The 18,496-nt window shown below is 50.9% G+C and carries 20 protein-coding genes; 1 reads left to right on the forward strand and 19 read right to left on the reverse strand.

Going from position 1 to position 18,496, the window contains the following annotated elements; translation table 11 throughout:
- Positions 1-116 precede the first annotated feature (116 nt).
- The 12 genes from ACFVU8_RS29280 to pth form a co-directional block, all read right to left on the reverse strand.
- Positions 117-449 (reverse strand): FtsB family cell division protein, encoded by a 333-nt coding sequence (locus ACFVU8_RS29280; protein WP_175370213.1) that lies wholly within the window; start codon positions 447-449, stop codon positions 117-119.
- A gap of 21 nt (positions 450-470) precedes the next feature.
- Positions 471-1,034, reverse strand: coding sequence for a spore cortex biosynthesis protein YabQ (gene yabQ, locus ACFVU8_RS29285; protein WP_175370214.1), 564 nt, complete (start codon positions 1,032-1,034; stop codon positions 471-473).
- Positions 1,031-1,315, reverse strand: a complete 285-nt coding sequence (yabP, locus tag ACFVU8_RS29290; protein WP_066367901.1) for a sporulation protein YabP — start codon at positions 1,313-1,315, stop codon at positions 1,031-1,033. Before yabP ends, yabQ begins: the two co-directional genes overlap by 4 nt.
- A gap of 187 nt (positions 1,316-1,502) precedes the next feature.
- Positions 1,503-1,781: an RNA-binding S4 domain-containing protein gene (locus tag ACFVU8_RS29295; protein ID WP_066367906.1), complete on the reverse strand. Its 279-nt coding sequence runs from the start codon at positions 1,779-1,781 to the stop codon at positions 1,503-1,505.
- Positions 1,781-2,053 carry an HU family DNA-binding protein gene (locus ACFVU8_RS29300; protein ID WP_066367909.1) on the reverse strand — a complete coding sequence of 91 codons (273 nt, stop codon included), beginning with the start codon at positions 2,051-2,053 and terminating at the stop codon, positions 1,781-1,783. Before ACFVU8_RS29300 ends, ACFVU8_RS29295 begins: the two co-directional genes overlap by 1 nt.
- A gap of 346 nt (positions 2,054-2,399) precedes the next feature.
- The gene (gene yabN / locus ACFVU8_RS29305) at positions 2,400-3,896 is read right to left on the reverse strand and encodes a bifunctional methyltransferase/pyrophosphohydrolase YabN (protein ID WP_379470050.1); all 1,497 of its coding nucleotides are present in this window, start codon (positions 3,894-3,896) and stop codon (positions 2,400-2,402) included.
- 124 nt (positions 3,897-4,020) lie between these two features.
- Positions 4,021-5,691 (reverse strand): putative polysaccharide biosynthesis protein, encoded by a 1,671-nt coding sequence (locus tag ACFVU8_RS29310; RefSeq protein ID WP_387432094.1) that lies wholly within the window; start codon positions 5,689-5,691, stop codon positions 4,021-4,023.
- 173 nt (positions 5,692-5,864) lie between these two features.
- Complete coding sequence (spoVT, locus tag ACFVU8_RS29315; RefSeq protein WP_066367915.1) at positions 5,865-6,407, reverse strand: stage V sporulation protein T; 543 nt, start codon at positions 6,405-6,407, stop codon at positions 5,865-5,867.
- Between the two features lie 283 nt (positions 6,408-6,690).
- The gene (locus tag ACFVU8_RS29320; RefSeq protein ID WP_379470052.1) at positions 6,691-7,722 is read right to left on the reverse strand and encodes a peptidylprolyl isomerase; all 1,032 of its coding nucleotides are present in this window, start codon (positions 7,720-7,722) and stop codon (positions 6,691-6,693) included.
- Positions 7,709-11,233, reverse strand: coding sequence for a transcription-repair coupling factor (mfd, locus tag ACFVU8_RS29325; protein WP_379470054.1), 3,525 nt, complete (start codon positions 11,231-11,233; stop codon positions 7,709-7,711). The genes ACFVU8_RS29320 and mfd overlap by 14 nt, the downstream gene beginning before the upstream one ends.
- Positions 11,234-11,364: 131 nt before the next feature.
- Positions 11,365-11,595 (reverse strand): anti-sigma-F factor Fin family protein, encoded by a 231-nt coding sequence (locus tag ACFVU8_RS29330; RefSeq protein WP_066367922.1) that lies wholly within the window; start codon positions 11,593-11,595, stop codon positions 11,365-11,367.
- A gap of 85 nt (positions 11,596-11,680) precedes the next feature.
- The gene (gene pth / locus ACFVU8_RS29335; protein WP_175370220.1) at positions 11,681-12,241 is read right to left on the reverse strand and encodes an aminoacyl-tRNA hydrolase; all 561 of its coding nucleotides are present in this window, start codon (positions 12,239-12,241) and stop codon (positions 11,681-11,683) included.
- Positions 12,242-12,358: 117 nt separating this feature from the next.
- Here pth and ACFVU8_RS29340 point away from each other — a divergent pair, with 117 nt between their 5' ends.
- Complete coding sequence (locus tag ACFVU8_RS29340; protein ID WP_175370221.1) at positions 12,359-12,559, forward strand: hypothetical protein; 201 nt, start codon at positions 12,359-12,361, stop codon at positions 12,557-12,559.
- 105 nt (positions 12,560-12,664) lie between these two features.
- Here the strand turns inward: ACFVU8_RS29340 and ACFVU8_RS29345 are convergent, their stop codons facing one another.
- The 7 genes from ACFVU8_RS29345 to veg form a co-directional block, all read right to left on the reverse strand.
- Positions 12,665-13,618, reverse strand: coding sequence for a ribose-phosphate diphosphokinase (locus ACFVU8_RS29345; RefSeq protein WP_066367931.1), 954 nt, complete (start codon positions 13,616-13,618; stop codon positions 12,665-12,667).
- Between the two features lie 87 nt (positions 13,619-13,705).
- Positions 13,706-15,106, reverse strand: a complete 1,401-nt coding sequence (gene glmU, locus ACFVU8_RS29350; RefSeq protein ID WP_387432096.1) for a bifunctional UDP-N-acetylglucosamine diphosphorylase/glucosamine-1-phosphate N-acetyltransferase GlmU — start codon at positions 15,104-15,106, stop codon at positions 13,706-13,708.
- A gap of 283 nt (positions 15,107-15,389) precedes the next feature.
- The gene (gene spoVG / locus ACFVU8_RS29355) at positions 15,390-15,677 is read right to left on the reverse strand and encodes a septation regulator SpoVG (RefSeq protein ID WP_020425826.1); all 288 of its coding nucleotides are present in this window, start codon (positions 15,675-15,677) and stop codon (positions 15,390-15,392) included.
- Positions 15,678-15,922: 245 nt separating this feature from the next.
- Positions 15,923-16,747, reverse strand: coding sequence for a pur operon repressor (gene purR / locus ACFVU8_RS29360; RefSeq protein WP_175370222.1), 825 nt, complete (start codon positions 16,745-16,747; stop codon positions 15,923-15,925).
- Between the two features lie 75 nt (positions 16,748-16,822).
- Complete coding sequence (gene ispE / locus ACFVU8_RS29365; protein WP_379470068.1) at positions 16,823-17,677, reverse strand: 4-(cytidine 5'-diphospho)-2-C-methyl-D-erythritol kinase; 855 nt, start codon at positions 17,675-17,677, stop codon at positions 16,823-16,825.
- Positions 17,678-17,835: 158 nt separating this feature from the next.
- Positions 17,836-18,015 carry a small, acid-soluble spore protein, alpha/beta type gene (locus tag ACFVU8_RS29370; RefSeq protein WP_066367955.1) on the reverse strand — a complete coding sequence of 60 codons (180 nt, stop codon included), beginning with the start codon at positions 18,013-18,015 and terminating at the stop codon, positions 17,836-17,838.
- A 123-nt stretch (positions 18,016-18,138) separates the two neighbouring features.
- The gene (gene veg / locus ACFVU8_RS29375; RefSeq protein WP_066367960.1) at positions 18,139-18,414 is read right to left on the reverse strand and encodes a biofilm formation stimulator Veg; all 276 of its coding nucleotides are present in this window, start codon (positions 18,412-18,414) and stop codon (positions 18,139-18,141) included.
- Between the last annotated feature and the right edge of the window lie 82 nt (positions 18,415-18,496).

Below are 18,496 nucleotides of genomic sequence, written 5' to 3' on the forward strand. Positions count from 1 at the left end.
ATGATCCTCCCTTAAAAATATACAGACGAATATTAAGGTCATCCTGTCTGCGGTGATTTGATTATACAGTAAAGAGAACAGCAAGGCAACAGAGCGAAAAGCCCTTTTGACCTGCTTTATTTCCCTGATTGCTCTGTCCGGATCGGAGTCTCCCCCTGAGGGTAGATATTATACCATTTACGCGCCAATTGGCCGATATACTCATCATCATTCAGCCTGGATACATCGTATTTCAATTGATCCAGCGATTTGGTAATACTATCCTTAGTCTCCTGCTTCTTAGCCAGATCGGCACTCTTGTCCGCGATCAACGCGTGCTGGGAAAAGAAAATATAGCCTGCCCAGCCGAAAAAAACCGTCACAACGACCAGCCAGATAAATTTCCTTCGCTTCGCGCCGGCAGCTGAAGCCTTATTCGCATTCTTCTCTTCTGCAGAAAATCTGTTCATGCTGCGTCCCCCTCTTCAAGGTCAGCGTTTCCATCGCCTAGTCAGCCAAGTAGTAATTGTTGTCATCCATGTGCTATGAACAAGCCGTGCCCAATAGGGAGAAAGCCATCTAACAGGCAGTATCCAAAGCGGCTTCGTTAGACGCAGGAGCAGCTTGAGAACAAACAGCACAATACGTCCGAGCAGCGTTAGTATCCCTTTGAGAAGACGCCAGAGCCACAGAAGCGGCATCCCGATCAGGATGGTTACAAGCTTCCAAAGGAATTTGAACACAGAATGAACCAACTGAATTAACATTACCACAAAACGCCGCACCGTAACACTGAAGATCAAAAAATAGATCCATACACCCAGAAATAGACCAAGGAACGCGTAGAACCGCAACTGCCCCTGATTACCGGCATACAGCAGACGAAACACAAGGAGGGCAGCCCACAGCCAGTACAGCAAATCCAGGGCGGCGCACAGCCAGTTGGGAAACCTTAACTTGAACGACAGCACCCGGTAGCCGTCATAGGCGAGTCCCATTACCACCCCGGCCAGCATCATGTAGAGCAGGGTTACCCATTGGACCCCGGGGTTCATTTGAAGAGCTTGCCGATAATTCCCTTGTTTTTGCCCTGCGAACCGGGATCAAGATAAATCAATGAATGAACATTGCCTTCTAGCGACAGGAGTCCGTTTTCCAGGCTGAGATTTTTGATATGTAAATGGCTCCCGCGAATGGTGAGATGGCCGAGTTCTGTACGAAGCAGAAACTCCTCGCTGTCGAAACTCTCCACATTCTGCACGCCCGTAAGTTCGAGCTGCTTGCGGTCGTGCATATGCAGATCATGTTGCTTATTGGCTTTTACTGGTTCGATCATAGCATGTACCCCTCCTTCTTATCTCTAATCTATGGTGGGGGAGTTTAAGATAGAACAAGGGCTTGTTTTAAAAATATGCTTACTCTCTCTGAAACCCTCTTATCCACGCAAAAAAAGCGCAACTCTACATTATCGTAAAGTTACGCTTTCTTTCATCAGGCATCCGTATAAGCTAAGGTACCGGCACTTACCACTCCAGCCCGTTGCTCTTCGCAACCGGCTCTTCCCGGAGCAGGGTATACATTCCAGCGGCTTCGTCCTTGCGGGTCGTCTCCACCAGTTTTTCTACCTTGACCGTCACCAGCTTCTGACCGAACTGCACTGTAATCTCATCGCCGAGCTTTACTGTGCTGCTAGGTTTGGATTCCCGTCCGTTAATCAGCACCCGGCCTTGTTCGGACACATCCTTGGCCACTGTACGGCGCTTAATCAAACGGGAGACTTTCAAAAATTTGTCGAGACGCATTAGTTAACGGCTTCTTTAAGCTTGTTACCTGCCTTGAAGGCCGGTACAGTGGATTCAGGGATTTCAATAGTTGTGCCCGTTTGCGGGTTACGGCCTGTACGACCGGAACGTTTGCGGGTTTCGAAAGTGCCGAAACCGATCAATTGGACTTTATCGCCTTTAGCCAGAGCTTCGGTGATCTCGCCCAGGAATCCATTCAGTACTGCTTCTACGTCTTTCTTTGCCAATCCGTTTTTCTCGGAAATGTTGTTAACCAAATCTGTCTTGTTCATAGTTTAAGGTTCCTCCTAGGATACGAAAAAATAAATGAAACGAGATTTATCGCCATTATCAGCCACAAATCCCCATTTCGTCTTTATGATATTCTGGATGCCACCCGAAAATCCTGCCATGACTCGCCGTTTTTTTTAAAAGCGGGCTTCGTTCTTCCCGGCAAGAAGAGGGTTAGCAGAGTATAGCACTATTACATTATAAACTGCAATCCCTGCTTCAAATCAAAGATTCATAGCCGCTATATTCATAGCATAGCCGCTTCTTCGCGTATATATACGGCTAAGTATCTTTCGATAGATCGCCAAGCGTGAAGCAGGTTCAGTAAGCCTTCTGCAGTACCTGTCGTTACTTGCGCTCCTGGACCTTGGCTTCCTGCCAAAGTGCCTCCATCTCATCAAGACTGCTATCCTGCACGCTCTTCCCCTTGCTGCGCAGGCTTTGTTCGATATATTGGAACCGCTGGACAAATTTGCGGTTGGTTCGAGTCAGCGCATCTTCCGGATCGGCGCCGATAAACCGGGCCACATTAGTGGCTGCAAAGAGCAGATCACCCAGCTCCAGAATCTGTTCTTCCGCAGGGGCTCCGCTATTAATAGCCTCCTGCAGCTCGTCTGCCTCCTCGCGAACCTTCACCAGGCAGTCCAGTGCATTGTCCCAGTCAAAGCCTACCTTAGAGGCTTTCTTCTGCAGCTTATAGGCCTTCATCAAGGCCGGCAAATCCCGGGGGACGCCATCAAGGACAGATTGCTCCTCCGGCTTCACACCCTTACGCCGCTTCTCCTCTGCTTTCATGCCTTCCCAGTTCTGTAGTGCCTCATCCGCATTGCCGGCCTCCCGGTCGCCGAATACATGGGGATGACGGAACACCAGCTTGTTGTTCAGTCCCTCGATAACGTCAAACACATTGAACGTTCCCACTTCTTCTTCCATCTGAGCGTGCAGCATGATCTGCAGCAGCAGGTCACCCAGTTCCTCCTTCATGTGGTCCGGGTCATCCTCATCAATGGTTTCCAGCACTTCGTAGGTTTCTTCGATCAGGTTCTTGCGCAGCGATTCATGGGTCTGCTCTTGGTCCCAAGGACAGCCTTCCGGGCTGCGGAGAATATCGACAATTTCATGCAAACGGGCAAAGGTGCGATTCCGCACGTCTTCCGCATGGTTCGCCGGAATATAGATGAGCGACAGGTTGCCGTACCCGTCCAGACGGTCCAACTCATAGAGAGGCACCTTCAGAATTTGTTCCTCGTTCTCTACGCCAAGCGCATGCCCCACCACAACCTCATATTCGGGTGGATACAGCTCCATTAGGCACAGCTTGGTCTCCGAAGCGGTGAAGGTGTCATACACCTGACCGATCAGAGTGTGCAGCTCGGGCTGAAGATGTGAGCGGCGAATACCGGAAGCATCTAGCAGCTGGAACCCTTCGATAGGGTCAAAGCCGAGCCGCACAAAAGCCTCGTCCAGGAAGCTCTCGCCGCCCAGAATCTGCAGCTCTATGCCCCATTCGGGGCAGCGTTGCCGGAGTAAGGAAACCGCCGATTCGGCGACCATGGGATGCCCTGGCACCGCATAGACAATTTCCGTGCCTTGCTCGGCAGTAGAGGCCTCTTGAATTAGACGGGAGGCAATTGCCTCATAGACCTCGGGGAAAGAGGACAAAGACTCGTACAATCCGTCGAACGATTGCCATTTAATCTCCAGCTCCGCAAGCGCGGACATCATCGGATGTTCCTTGGTGCGTACGTACACGGTGGAGGCTGCCTTCAGTTTCTTGATAATACCCAGCGTCAGCCGATCGGGATTGCCGGAACCCAGTCCGACAATCGTTAATGATGCGCTCATGCTTGTTCATCTCCTTATTGACCTTCTCTAGCCTTAATAACAGGCAGAAGGCACTCTATCCTTGAATGTTCTTTTGGGCTCGCTACGGGAGGCCAAAAGACAGTGAATGATTCATTTACAACAACTAGCGGAACAGCCGCAGCTTACTAAAGCCCTTCGCCAGGGACGGGCCGATGCCCGGAAGCTGGCGCAACTCGCTCTCGCTGAGCAGCCGCAGGGCGATCGCGCCCACGGCGAAGACGGCGCAGCCCGCCGTCACGCCGAGCAGGCTTTGGGCCAGGCTGGCGGTACGCCCGCCAGCCAGCCCTGCCGCCGCGAACAGCGCGTCAGCTCCATAGCTGACGGCCGCAGCGGCGGCGGCCAAGCCCGCGAGTAGCACCGCGGGCTTCACCAGGGCATCTGCGAGGCGAAGCCGCAGATAGCCCTGGCGGTGCAGCAGCAGCACGTTCAGCGCTGCTGCCAGCAGGTGCGCGGCCACACTGGCGATGGCCGCTCCGGTAATGCCCTGCTGCGGGACAAGCAGCAGGTTGAGGGCCGCCTTGAGCCCCGCGGCGGCCAAGAGATGTAGTGCTGGGGCACGCACATGCCCCAGCCCCTGCAGCAGCGCGGCCGAGATGATGCTGACCGTGCCGCCGGCGGCGGTGAAGGCCAGCCAGATCATCGTGCTGCTGCCGGCAGTATCGCCGTAGAGCGCGATGTTAATCGGCTCGGCCAGCACCGCCAGCCCCACAGCGGCTGCGAGACCCAAGAGCCAGAACCAGCGCAGCGACAAGCTGCAGCGGGTCTCGATCAGCTTCAGATCACCGTTGTACTTGGCTTCTGCCAGTGCGGGAATGAACACGACGGACAGGGATGTGGCAAGCATGGTCACAATCTGCACAAGCGGCAGGCCGCGGTTATAGATGCCAAACTGTGCCATGGCTGCACTTTCACTGAGACCCTCCGAGAGCAAACGAGGTACAGTAAATACGTCGACCAGTCCGATCAGTGGAAGGGCCAATGCCCCCAGCATTACAGGAACCCCATAGGCCAGCAGGCTGCTGGCCTTAATTCCTGAAGCTTGTCCCTGCAGGGACTTGGCTGCACCCTGGGACCTCGTTACTTCTGCAGTAGCCGCCACTTCTGCCACAGCGGAAAGCTCCGTATTGCGCCGGTGTTTCCTCCAATACAGCAGCATCACTAGCAAGCCGGCGGCCCCGCCCCCGGCAGAGCCAAGCAGAGCACCAGCCGCAATACTTTCCACTCCGGCCCCGTGTGAAGTCAAATAAAGCAGCAGGGCAATCATTACCGCTACGCGGACCGACTGCTCCACAATTTGTGATACCGCAGTAGGGGTCATATTGTGGAGACCCTGGAAATAACCCCGTAATGCCGCCATAACCGGAACGAATACAAGCCCCCACGATGCACTGCGTAGTGCCGGAATAACATGGGAACTGCCAACCCATACAGCAATAAGAGGCGCGCCAGCATAGGTGAGGAGACCAAGCCCCAAACCACAGAGGCCAGTAATCAGCGTGGACAGCAGAAGGATCCTGCGGCCTTCATCTTCCCGCCTTCCGGCGGATGCTTCTGCCACGAATTTGGATATGGCTGAAGGCAAGCCCAGCATGGCGATAGTTATGAGCATCGTATATAGCGGATAAACCGTATTGTAGATGCCGAATACAGCATCACCGCCCAGATTTTGCAGCGGAATTTTTTGCAAAGTGCCAATCAGCTTCGAGATAATAGCCGCCGCACTAAGAATAAAGGCTCCCTGGAGCAACCGGGAAGCTTGTGCTGTCGATTTCATGAGATTACCTGCTTCTAACACTGAATTTGGAAAGAAACGCAACTGCCACCCAGTCAAACAACCGTAGTCAAAACAAGCTTAATTATAACGTATGTATGCCCTGAACGACAAAACTCCCGCTTTCCTTTGTACATCATACCAAAAGGAGAGCAGGAGCCATAGTACCGTAGATATTACTGTTCCATCTGCTTGCCCAAAAATGCGGCAGCCGTTTCAGCCATTTTGACTTCCATCTGGGACATCTTCACCGAATCATCCTTATTCAGCATCACTACACAGCCGATCGGATCGCCTCCTGAAATAATCGGTGATGCTACATAAGTGGACAGCAGTTCTGAATGGTCTTTGCCTATCTCATAATTGCCACCGTTCGTTTCCAGCACCGTTTTGCGGCCATCCATTACCTTTTCCAGCAGCACGCCAACTTGCTTCTCCAGATACTCCTTCTTGGAGCCGCCAGCAAGTGCAATGAAGGTATCTCGGTCTGCGATTATGGTTATATGACCTGTGCTTTCATACAGCGACTCGGCATATTCTTTGGCAAAATCACCAAGCTCGCCAATTGGAGAGTATTTCTTGAGGATGACTTCACCATCGCGGTCAACGAAGATTTCCAGAGGGTCTCCTTCCCGGATCCGAAGCGTCCGTCTAATTTCTTTGGGAATCACCACTCGTCCGAGGTCGTCAATACGTCGTACAATTCCAGTAGCTTTCATTCACATGTTGCCCCGCTTTCTTAAGAAGTATTGTTCAACTACTGTCCATTATGGGAATGGATAATCCCAGTGATTTATCGTAATATCTGCCCATAGTATTCATCTCTTCCCAGTTCCTTATACATATCATTGCCTGTATAAAAAAACTCGGGCAAACTTCGACAATTGCTGTGAAAGTCTGAATAAAACAAAAAAATACCGCCCACAGGGGCGGTACTTGAAACAGAAAGCAATGATGCTTTCTTCAGTGTGTAATGAATTATACAGGGGAGCTTGTCCCGGCTTATTCAGCGGCCTTTGTTGCCTCAGGAGACGCACTTGGCTCTGTGCCTTTTTCATCAGCAGGGGCAGAGCTCTTCGGCAGGTTGATCTTCTCAATGATACCGTCAAGTTCCTTCTCCATGAAGTTCTCCAGGCTCTTGGAAGCCAATGATTGCTTAATGTTTTCCTTCTGCTCATCGGTCAATTGGTCGAAGGTCTTCTCCGTACGGGATTCCACTTTGATAATGTGATATCCAAATTGGCTTTCTACCGGTTCACTGATCGTGTTCAGCGGCAGGGTCTGTGCAGCCTTCTTAAACGACTCTACATAGGTACCAAGTGGTTTATCTTTATACTCGCCACCCGTTTCCTTGGAAGCCGTATCGTCGGTGTATTTCTTCACAACTTCCGCAAAATCGGCTCCGCCGTCAAGCTCTGCCTTTACTTGCTTCGCAAGCTTCAGAGCATCCTCTTTGCTGCGTTCCTTCTTGTCGGCATCTGTAAAGCCAATCAGGACATGACGCAGATTAGCTACGGTAAAGTCGCCCTTTGTCGCTTCAAATTCTTTCTTCACATCTTCATCCGTGACCTTGAGTAGCATATCCTGATACACAGTCAGCACGCGCACCATGTATGCATGGATATCTTCTTCCGTGATCCCTTGCTGCTTCAAAGTATCTTTATACGTTTTGCCAAGGCCTTTTTTCATAGCCTCAACTTGGGCATCGGCTTCCTTCTTGGCTTCTTTCTTGGCCTCGTCGGTAGCTTGTCCAGCCAAATATTCGAAGGCTACCTCTTGCTTGAGGATGGACTCCTTAAAGGCATCAATTTGCAAATATTGCGCCTGATCAGGCGACAGGAATTTCATGATCTTCTGATCCAGATCAAATGCTTTTTCTGTAATAGTACCACCTTTATAAGTAGCAACTGCCGTACTGTTATCCGCGGCATTGCCTCCCTTACTGCTGCTGCAAGCAGATAGTACAGAGAAGGAAAGAGCTGCTGCCAGTGATACGAGCAGCACTTTCCAGGTTTTTGTTTTATTTAACGACATTGTGAAGTTCTCCCTTCGATTTGAAAGCCTGTTTGACTTCCTCCAGGAATTGCTCAAGTAAGTCAAGCAGCTCTTTGTCCCCGAGTCCTTTGGACTTGACCCGGATGACGGCTTTTGCATCCTTTTCAAATTGTACACGTCTTTCGAAACGATTTCCAACTTTAGCGAGCTTTGTCGTATCAAAAGCTCCGATCCGGTCCTCATAGAAATTGAGCGAGACCTCGTCTCCTCGCCGCACCATAGCGTCGATGCCGTACATCTTGCCATAAACTTTCAACCGGGCTACAGACAATAGGTTAACGACTGCCTCCGGCAGCTCCCCGAAGCGGTCAAGCAGCTCGTCTTCAAGCTCGGAAGCATCGTCAAAGGCGGAAATAGCCGCTACCTTTTTATAAATTTCAATTTTTTGGATGCTGTCGTAAATATACTCTGACGGGAGATAGGCGTCAATCGACAAATCAATGACGGTATTACCTTCCTTCAGCGAGGTATCTTCCTCGCCAAGTACGGTCACTTTACGTTTGCGGATCTCCTCTGCCAGCATCTGCGAATATAGATCAAAGCCCACTGAGGCAATAAAACCGTGCTGCTCTGCCCCCAGCAAGTTCCCCGCGCCACGGATGGAAAGGTCGCGCATAGCGATTTTGAACCCGGAACCAAGCTCCGTGAACTCCTTGATCGACTGCAGCCGCTTCTCCGCCACTTCAGTCAGAACCTTATCCCGCTGATATGTGAAATAAGCGTAAGCGATCCGATTGGACCGGCCTACCCGTCCCCGTAGCTGATAGAGCTGAGACAGCCCCATTTTATCAGCATCATGCACAATGAGCGTGTTGACGTTAGGAATATCTACCCCGGTCTCGATAATACTTGTGCTGACAAGCACGTCGTATTCGCCATCAAGGAAGTCCAGGATGGTTTTCTCCAGCTCCTGTTCCGACATCTGGCCATGACCGATGCCAACGCGTGCTTCCGGCACCAGCATGGAGATTTGCGCAGCCATTTCCTGAATACCTTGGACACGGTTATACAGATAGTAGACCTGACCCCCGCGTGCGAGCTCCCGCTCCACTGCCTCACGGGTCAGAGTCTGGCTATGTTCAACGACATACGTCTGTACGGGAAAGCGGTTCTCCGGTGGCGTCTCAATGACAGACAAATCCCGTACCCCAAGCATCGACATGTGCAGTGTGCGGGGAATCGGTGTTGCGGTCAATGTCAGTACATCCACGTTCGTCTTCAGCTTCTTCAGCTTTTCTTTATGAGTCACGCCGAAACGCTGCTCCTCATCCACAATCAACAGACCCAAATCTTTGAATACCAGATCCTGTGAGAGCAGCCGGTGTGTACCGATGACCACGTCAACCGTACCCTGTTTGACGCCTTTGATCGTATCATTCTGTTCCTTACGGCTGCGGAACCGGCTCAGCACCTGTATATTCAACGGGTAATTGGAAAATCGCTCACGAAAAGTCTCGTAGTGCTGCTGGGCTAGAATCGTCGTTGGCACTAATACAGCCACTTGCTTACCTTCAATGGCTGCTTTGAAGGCGGCACGAATGGCTACCTCAGTCTTACCATAACCAACATCGCCACATAGCAGACGATCCATCGGACGGTTCTGCTCCATGTCCTTTTTAATTTCCTCAATCGCGCGCAGCTGGTCACGAGTCTCCTCGTACGGGAATACTTCTTCGAACTCCTGCTGCTCCTGAGTATCCTTCTCAAACCCGTATCCCATCGCGCTTTGACGCTCGGCATACAGCTTGATCAGATCGTCGGCAATATCCTGTACCGAAGAACGCACCTTATTAGTGACACGGGTCCATTCATTTCCACCCAGCTTGTATACCTTAGGCTCTTTGTCTTCGGAACCGACATATTTCTGGATCAGGTCAATCTGTTCGATCGGCACAGACAGCTTGTCGCCGCCAGCATACATAATATGCATGTAGTCACGGTGGATCCCACTGACTTCCAGCGTACCGATCCCCATGTATTTACCAATCCCGTGGTTCTGGTGAACGACATAATCGCCGATTTTCAATTCTGTGTAGCTCTTGATTCGTTCAGCATTGTCTATACCCTTCGACACTTTGCGCGCTTTGCGCTGCTTCTGGGAGAACATCTCGCCTTCGGTAATCACCGCAAGGTGAATAGACGGTAGCTCAAAACCAGAGCCCAGATTTCCCTGAACAATGGTTGGCTCCTCAATGCCGTAGTCATAAAGGACTCTGCGCACACGCTCAATACGTTCCTCGCCATTCGCCAGCATGATGACTTTAACACCGGATTTGTGCCAGCGCTCCATCTCTGATTTCAGCACATTCATCTGTCCATGGAAATCCTGCATCCCACGGCTGATGAACCCCAATATGTTCTGAGGCTGAACATGTGGAACCTGGCGGAGAAAGATCGACATAAACAGACTTTGGAACGGACGGTGATACATTACCGTGTCAGTCTCTACAGAGAGCTGCAGATCCGGTAGCGTCTTACCATTCTGCAGCAAATGAAGGTTCCATTCCGATTCATCCCGTTCCAACTGCTTCGCCGTCTCCAAGAGCCGTGCTGGCTCGTCAAATACAAGCAATGTATCCTCGACCATATAGTCATACAGATGGGAACGTTCAGGATAAAGCAAACTGATATATTTATAGATTTCCGGAAAATAAGTGCCCTGGCGGAGCATCTCCAACTCACGGCCCATTTCCTCCCGCAGACGCAGCTTCGCCTGGCGGTCCGTCATTTTCTCTAGCTGGCGTTCCAGCAGAACCGCCGCCTCTGCAGCTGCCGCTTCCTGACGGGACTTGTCCGCGATGATCTCCTTGGCTGGTGTAATCTTCACACTACGTACTTTGTCAATCGAGCGTTGATCGGCCGGATCGAAAGTTCTGATCGAATCGACTTCTTCGTCGAACAGCTCCACCCGGTATGCCAAGGTAGAGGTCATTGGATAAAAGTCGACAATCCCCCCTCTTACACTTAGCTCCCCGCGGTTCTCTACCCGTTCTACCCGCTCATAGCCCATTTCGATCATGGACAGCAGGAATTCCTCAAGGTTAAGCGTACCATCCTGTGAGATCGTCACCTGCGCCCCAGCCATAACATGAGGGGAGGGCAGCAGACGGCGCACACCTGAATAAGGGGCGATTACAATGCCACGGAAGCCCTGAGCGCATCGTGTCAGCACATCGATTCGCTGAGCTAACGTCTCTGGACTGGAGACCGCCGCCTCAGCAGCCACCAGTTCATTGGCAGGGTAAAGCAGTACGCGATCCGGAGAAAGCGCTTCCTGCAAGTCATCAGCCATCTTCTGGGCCGAGAACATATTATGCGTCACCACCAGCAGCGGGCGTGCCGTCTCTTCATGCAGCGCCGCCAGCATGATCTGCCGGGCAGATCCGGACAGGCCGGATATGAGTTGTTCCTTCATACCTGCTGCAACACCGCGGGTGACAGATTGAAAATCGGGATCTTTGGAAAAAGCTTCTATAAGACCTTGTAACAACAGGCGCACCTCTCTTACTAAACAGGTTGAAGGCGGCTGATGCCGCCTTACCTATTATGATTGGAATCGAAAAACAAGCCTCAGCTGTAACGCCAAGGCTTGCGGATGACGATAGAGACAGGCGCTTCCACTTACTGAAGCGGACTGGCCAGTAAGCTGAGCTCGGGATTGTTATCCAAGGCCTGCTTGCAATAATCGCAAGTAACCTTTACCGTAATCTCGCCTTCTGAATCATACGCTATGATATCTCTGCGCTCCGCAGGGGTCAAGGAATGTAGGCCTAGCTGCACTTCTGTCGCATCGCTTCTGTGAATGCTGCCCAGAAAGGTTCTGCAGTGCCTGCATACATAGTTTATTGCCATCTATATGCCTCCTGAAGGTAGTATATACCTTCAGTATGCCCGGCTGACACTGTCTTTAGCCCGGTATAAAGACCATTGCTACATATTAACCGTTGAATTTGGCCATGGTCTGCTCAAATGTATTCTTGAGACTGAACTCGAGCGCATCGCAGGTACTCGTAATCGTATCCTGCAGCTTATCCCCGTCCTTCTTGGCAAAAGTGGACAGTACATAATCCACTATCGCATAACCCGGCTCAGGGCGGGAGATCCCCATTCTTACCCGATTAAAGTTCTGGGTTCCTGTGTGCTGTATGATGGATTTAATTCCGTTATGCCCGCCAGAACTTCCCTGATAACGCAGTCGTACCTTGCCTAGCTCTGTGTCCAGGTCATCGTAGACTACGATCATATCTTCAAGCTGAACCTTGTAATAATCCATATATGCGCGTACGGCTTCACCGGAAAGGTTCATGAAGGTCATTGGCTTGATCAGTACGGTCTTGACGCCGCCGATCACCCCTTCACCGATAATCGATTTGCATTTGTTCTGATTCAAGGAAATTCCATGTCTGGCTGCCAGTTCATCCAGCGCCATGAATCCGACATTATGCTTGGTTTTCGCATATTGCGGACCGGGATTTCCGAGTCCAACTATCCATTTCATTGCTGAACGTTCCTTTCTCTTCGGCTCTTTTGCGCAAGTGATTACTGTTTTTGGTACAATGGAAGCATAAGAGCTTCTTGGACCGACATTACACTTTCGAAGACAGGTGATTATTCTATGTTACGCCAGGGCGAGAAATTAATGCTTCACCGCCATTTCCAGTATCACATCCAGTATGCTGTGCCTGTCGAGATTTACCTGGACAATGTGCACATAGACATCGGTATACTGACGGCAGTAGATGAAGGCTTTGTCGAGCTGCAGGGTACGCTGTACAACCGCAATCGCTATACCTTCATCTCCCGTCCCGGGTACTAGAAAGCCATATGCTTTCCCCGGCATCACGCCGAGAAGGGTTACATCTTCCTGATAGGAGAGGTGTAACCCTTTATTTATTATACAGTTACTTCTAGTCTATCTATCTTATTCAATCTCGAACAACTTGCTGATCGACAGCTCCTCGTGCACGCGGATGATGGCTTCGCCCATCAGTGGAGCAACGGATAGCACTTTTAGCTTCGAAGTAGGGTTCTCGCTGCGGATTGGAATGGTATCCGTCACGATAATCTCCTTGATCGGCGAGTTCTCCAGACGCTCATGCGCAGGTCCGGACAAGACCGGGTGGGTACAGCAAGCGTATACTTCCTTCACGCCGCCTTCCATCAGGGCATTAGCGCCCAGTACAATCGTTCCGGCTGTATCAATGATATCGTCAATCAGAATCGCTGTTTTGCCTTCAATGTTACCAATGATGTTCATAACTTCACTGACATTTGGCTCCGGACGACGTTTGTCGATAATGGCCAACGGAGCATTCAGGAAATCAGCCAGTTTTCTGGCGCGAACCACACCGCCGTGGTCAGGAGACACAACGACAGGATTCTCGATTTGTTTCGAGCGGAAATACTGGGCCAAAATCGGCACGCCGAGCAAATGATCCACTGGAATATCAAAGAAGCCTTGAATCTGCATTGCGTGAAGGTCCATCGTAATGACGCGGTGCGCTCCTGCTTTTTCAATCAGGTTCGCCACCAGCTTGGCCGTAATCGGATCGCGTGAACGCGCTTTACGGTCCTGACGCGCATACCCGTAGTATGGAATAACAACGTTGATGCTCTTCGCGGAAGCGCGTTTGAGTGCGTCTACCATGACGAGAAGCTCCATCAGGTTGTCATTGACTGGACCACAGGTCGACTGTACTACATATACATGGCAGCCCCGTACGCTTTCCGACAGCTTCACCTGAATCTCGCCATCACTGAAACTGGTAGTATGCGATTCACCCATCGGAATACCGATATAGTCCGCAATTTGACTGGCCAGCTTGGGATTAGAATTACAGGTGAAAATTTTTAGCTTGGAATCACAATAAGTCATAAAATATAAACCCTCCGTGACGGAATTTAGCTTTCCAAAGGCGCCGGAGCGGAGATGTTCAGTCCGTCCGGCGGTTACAGCAGGACTTTACGATGGACTGGATTGATCTTTCTTAGCTTTCGCACGGGCGCGGATCTTGACCGCATAGCCCTCTTTGTTCTCCTGCCGCACTCTGGCAATGGCAAGATCATGATCCGGAACGGAACGGGTAATGGTTGACCCCGCAACAACATAGGCCCCTTTGCCCACGTTAACGGGAGCGATGAGATTCACGTTGCTACCGATAAAGGCATCATCGCCAATCTCTGTCTTGGCTTTATTATAACCATCATAGTTGACGGTGATTGCACCGCAGCCCACATTTACATTGGAGCCGACTGCTGCATCACCAATGTAACTAAGGTGCGATACCTTGGAACCGTCGCCGATCGTGGCATTCTTGATTTCTACGAAATCGCCAACTTTGACTTCTTCACCAAGTACAGCACCAGGACGTAAATACGCAAAAGGCCCAACGGTGGTCCGTGCGCCAACTTCTGCCTGATTCAATACGGATTGCTTGATCTCGGCTCCGTCAAACACACGGGAATCCTCGATTTCTGTTGAAGGACCGATCACGCAGTTCTCTCCGATATCGGTTGAGCCCTTCAGGATTGTCCCCGGATACAGAACAGTGTCCGCTCCAATGACTACGTCTGCTCCAATATAAGTTGAGGCAGGGTCGATAATGGTTACTCCATTAAGCATATGGTAACGGTTGATACGGCTACGCATATGGCCTTCAGCCTCTGACAGTGCCAATCGGTCATTCACACCAATAGACTCCGCGGCATCCTTTGTCTGGTAACCCAGTACAACCTCGCCCGAAGCCCGCAGTATACCGATTACATCGGTCAAGTAATACTCCTGCTGATTATTGCTGTTCGTGACCTTCTCCAGAGCAGCAAACAATTTAGCATTATCAAAACAATAAGTGCCTGTATTAATCTCCTGTACAGCAGCTTCTTCAGCAGTGCAATCCTTCTGCTCGACAATCTTCTGTACTCCGCCGTCTTCCCCGCGGATAATGCGTCCGTATCCTGTTGGATCATCCATAACAGCGCTGAGCACGGTTGCTGCCGCCTGGTTCTCTTCATGCAGCGTCATCAGCCCGTTAAGCGTCTCAGTTGTAACCAGTGGGGTGTCCCCGCAGATCACAATTGTTGTTCCTTCTTCGCCGCCCAGCAAATCCTTGGCCTGTTTCACGGCATGGCCGGTTCCGAGCTGCTGTTCCTGCAGCACATATTCCGCCTTGTCGCCCAAATAAGCCTGAACCGCTTCCGCGCCGTGTCCGACGATGACAATACTCCGCTGGCATCCGGTCGCTTTTACTGTATCAAGCACGTGCCCAACCATCGGCTTTCCGCAAACGGGGTGCAGCACCTTGTATAATTTAGATTTCATCCGCTTGCCCTGGCCTGCGGCAAGTACTACAGCCATTCTTTTCAAGAATGCCAACCTCCTACTCTTGAACTCACTACTGAATATATCTCATTCCGGGCAAAAAGAAAAGAGAACCATGTAGGCATGGTTCCCTTTTCTCCGAACCCCAATGAGAAAGACCGTTCATGCTGGACCTTAAATGACGTATAGAAAACCATCAGTAAAGGCGGCCCATTTTGCAATATCAGGAAGTCACTTCAAAGGGATGCTCATACTTTCTGATATTATAAATAACGGCATGGCCTGGCACCGCCCCGAAAGGCAGCTGTCAGCGAGTAGAAAGCGCATCCTAGGCTCCCTCTTCGATGACTTCTTCTTCTTCTGTAGCGGCGCGATCGTACTCGGCCAGAACCGCAGATTGAATCTTCTCGCGTGTGCCCGAAGAGATCGGGTGTGCGATATCGCGGAATTCTCCATCCGGTGTACGCTTGCTCGGCATAGCAACGAACATCCCATTGTTCCCGTCGATGACGCGAATGTCATGAACAACAAACTCGTTGTCGATGGTAATGGATGCAATTGCTTTCATTCTCCCCTCAGAGTTAACCCGGCGGAGTCTGACATCCGTAATTTGCATGTGTGTGTTCACCACCTTTTTCCATCAGAGACTTGGTGTATAATTCCACACAACAATGCTAAATCCTTCTTTTCCATACCAAAAAATGACTGTTTAAGAAGATTATTTTTGAACATCCATTGTTTTCGACACGTTTCGGGCGGTTTACTGTTTATTCCTCATAATTTCGACAAATTACTCCGTATTTGAAAAAATACGCGAACCCGGCATTCCAGCCGGCCCGCGTATCTCAATTCACATTTCCGTTAAAAAAAGTAATTCCCCGGATGTGCGGAAATTTTCCGTTCCTTGGCGTCCACTTCGCTTAGCTTCACAAGCGACACATACTCGTGCAGCAGCCTCTCTTCTGATTCTACCGCGCCAGACTCCACCAGCACACCAACACCAGCCACTTCGGCATTAAACTCACCGAGCAGATCCACCATTCCGCGAATGGTTCCGCCTGCTTTCATGAAGTCGTCCACGATCAGTACCCTGGATTTCTCCTTCAGGGCCCGTCTGGACAGTGACATCGTATGAATGCTCTTATGCGATCCGGACACATAATTAATGCTCACCGCCGAGCCTTCCGTCACCTGATGGTCACGACGAACAATTACCACAGGCAATCCCAGTTGCGCTGCCGTGGCATAAGCCAGGGGAATTCCCTTGGTCTCTACCGTCATAACCACGTCGATGTCCTGATTGCTGTAGGCAGTGGCAATGATCTTGCCAGCCTGCTCCATCAAGGAAGGAAGCCCGAGCAGATCAGACATATACAAATATCCGCCCGGAAGAATGCGATCACTATGCTCGAGCTGCTCGCACAGACGCTTGGCAAACTCTAGCGCCATTTCCTTCGGAATCATCGGAATATAGCGCACTCCGCCTGCTGCACCAGCCAGGGTCTGAAGCTCGCCCATGCCTTCACCTTCAAATACCTCTTTTATAATAGCCAGATCTTCACTTACGGATGACTTCGCCGCACCGTAACGCTCCGCAAAAATGGACAGCGGCAGCAAATCATGCGGCTTCTCCAGCAAAAATTGGGTCATGTCAACCAAACGCTGACTTCGTTTTAGTTTCTTCACAGAATACTCCTCGCCAAAACCGAATATTATAGAAAAATATATCACTTTTGTACGGGTTTATACAAGAGAAGCCTGCTATGTCAGCGACCGTACTGCATATACTTCCTTACAAAATCCGCGCAGTCCATTATAGATCCGCGCTACTTTAGATTGTTTGGACACCAGTCCGAACACGGTTGGCCCGCTGCCAGACATCAGCACACCGTCGGCTCCCAGCTTGATCATTGCATCCTTGAGCTGCTGCACCTCCGGGTGCAGCTTCAGTGTCACGTCCTCCAGGACGTTGCCTAGCTTGCTGCACACACCGTGAAAATCGCCAGCCTCAATCGCCGCGCGCATTTCGCTAGCGGACGGATGTACGGCTATATTCCCGGCACGCACGCGGCCGTACACCTCAGCCGTCGATACATTGATCGGCGGCTTCGCCAGCACCACCCAGCACTGCGGGGGACTTGCAATCGGCGTCAGCTGCTCCCCACGGCCCGTCGCAAGGGCAGTGCCGCCCGTCACGCAGAAAGGCACGTCCGAGCCCAGCTCGGCGCCGAGCTCTTGCAGCTCCTGCGCGGGGATCCCGAGGCGCCAGAGCCGGTTAAGGCCGCGCAGCGTAGCTGCGGCATCACTGCTGCCGCCGGCGAGTCCGGCAGCGACTGGAATTCTTTTATCCAGATGGATATGTACGCCGCTCCGCACATTGTAGCGGTCTTTAATCAGCCTTGCTGCCTGAAAGGCCAAATTCTTCTCATCCAGGGGGATGTATCCCGCCTGGCTGGATATTATAATCGAATCCCTCGGCGTCTCTGATAGCTCCAAACGGTCTGCCAGATCCACCATCGTCATTATCATTTCCACCTCATGAAAACCGTCAGCGCGCTTATTCAATACGTCCAGCATCAAATTGATTTTGGCCGGCGCTTTTTCGTACATTTTCAAGGCGTTCACCCACCTTCAGCTTTTCCCCTAAAAACAACTTAACATATTATATGAGAAACTGGTATCGAAGTCCATTCTTCAAATGTAATGGGCCCCAAGACAGCACAAAAGACGCCCCATTGTGGCAGCGTCCTCTTCAGGTTCATACACCCTAAGCCTCAATCCGATCTGCGTGCAGCCTGCTCAGCGAGCTGAATGGCCCGCTTGACCATATTCCCGGCATCCTTCGCTCTGATTCCGCCCCAGCCTTCGCGCTCCACAGTATCATAGAACCCCAGTTCCTTGGCCAGCTCGGTCTTCAGTTCCTCCGACATCGTGCTACGTCTTCTTCGGCTCACTTAAGGTTCCTCCCTTAATGCGTATTTGATGATGAGCAACTTGCCTTACTAGTATGCTTGCCAGGGGAAGAGATCATTCATCCAACAAAAAACAGCCCCCAAAAGGAGGCTGCCCATGAATCGTTAAGATTTAATATACATGATCCGCATCTGCCCGTCATCTTCACACACTGTGATTTCCACAGATTCGGTAAGTATATCGGCATAGCTGTAGGAGACTCGTTTGAACGTTTGCTGCTCCTGATCTAGTTTGACAATAAAAACAGAAGGGTACGTTTCTTCCAGGACACCGGTGCGTTCGACGGTTTTACGGCGACCACCATTTGCACGTAGCGTAATCTTATGACCGACGTGAGCTTCGAGACTGCGTTTGATTTCCAACAGCGCGTTATTAGCCATTGCCTGACGACCACCTCTTTCCTTGTCCATTATACATCATTTTACAGACCTTGTCAAAGTAAATAAATAATTATAAATTATG

This window comes from Paenibacillus sp. NPDC058177, from assembly GCF_042883835.1.
Classification (GTDB): Bacteria; Bacillota; Bacilli; order Paenibacillales; family Paenibacillaceae; genus Paenibacillus_AQ; species Paenibacillus_AQ agri.

Excerpts from the sequence above, each read along its gene's own strand:
- ACFVU8_RS29320 (WP_379470052.1), bottom strand. The coding sequence starts at position 7,722 with ATGTCGTTAAATAAAACAAAAACCTGGAAAGTGCTGCTCGTATCACTG.
- ACFVU8_RS29300 (WP_066367909.1), bottom strand. The coding sequence starts at position 2,053 with ATGAACAAGACAGATTTGGTTAACAACATTTCCGAGAAAAACGGATTG.
- yabN (WP_379470050.1), bottom strand. The coding sequence starts at position 3,896 with ATGAGCGCATCATTAACGATTGTCGGACTGGGTTCCGGCAATCCCGAT.
- ACFVU8_RS29295 (WP_066367906.1), bottom strand. The coding sequence starts at position 1,781 with ATGCGTCTCGACAAATTTTTGAAAGTCTCCCGTTTGATTAAGCGCCGT.
- veg (WP_066367960.1), bottom strand. The coding sequence starts at position 18,414 with ATGGCTAATAACGCGCTGTTGGAAATCAAACGCAGTCTCGAAGCTCAC.
- yabP (WP_066367901.1), bottom strand. The coding sequence starts at position 1,315 with ATGATCGAACCAGTAAAAGCCAATAAGCAACATGATCTGCATATGCAC.
- ACFVU8_RS29345 (WP_066367931.1), bottom strand. The coding sequence starts at position 13,618 with ATGACTTATTGTGATTCCAAGCTAAAAATTTTCACCTGTAATTCTAAT.
- ACFVU8_RS29310 (WP_387432094.1), bottom strand. The coding sequence starts at position 5,691 with ATGAAATCGACAGCACAAGCTTCCCGGTTGCTCCAGGGAGCCTTTATT.
- ACFVU8_RS29280 (WP_175370213.1), bottom strand. The coding sequence starts at position 449 with ATGAACAGATTTTCTGCAGAAGAGAAGAATGCGAATAAGGCTTCAGCT.
- yabQ (WP_175370214.1), bottom strand. The coding sequence starts at position 1,034 with ATGAACCCCGGGGTCCAATGGGTAACCCTGCTCTACATGATGCTGGCC.
- ACFVU8_RS29340 (WP_175370221.1), top strand. The coding sequence starts at position 12,359 with ATGTTACGCCAGGGCGAGAAATTAATGCTTCACCGCCATTTCCAGTAT.
- ACFVU8_RS29330 (WP_066367922.1), bottom strand. The coding sequence starts at position 11,595 with ATGGCAATAAACTATGTATGCAGGCACTGCAGAACCTTTCTGGGCAGC.
- pth (WP_175370220.1), bottom strand. The coding sequence starts at position 12,241 with ATGAAATGGATAGTTGGACTCGGAAATCCCGGTCCGCAATATGCGAAA.
- spoVT (WP_066367915.1), bottom strand. The coding sequence starts at position 6,407 with ATGAAAGCTACTGGAATTGTACGACGTATTGACGACCTCGGACGAGTG.
- spoVG (WP_020425826.1), bottom strand. The coding sequence starts at position 15,677 with ATGCAAATTACGGATGTCAGACTCCGCCGGGTTAACTCTGAGGGGAGA.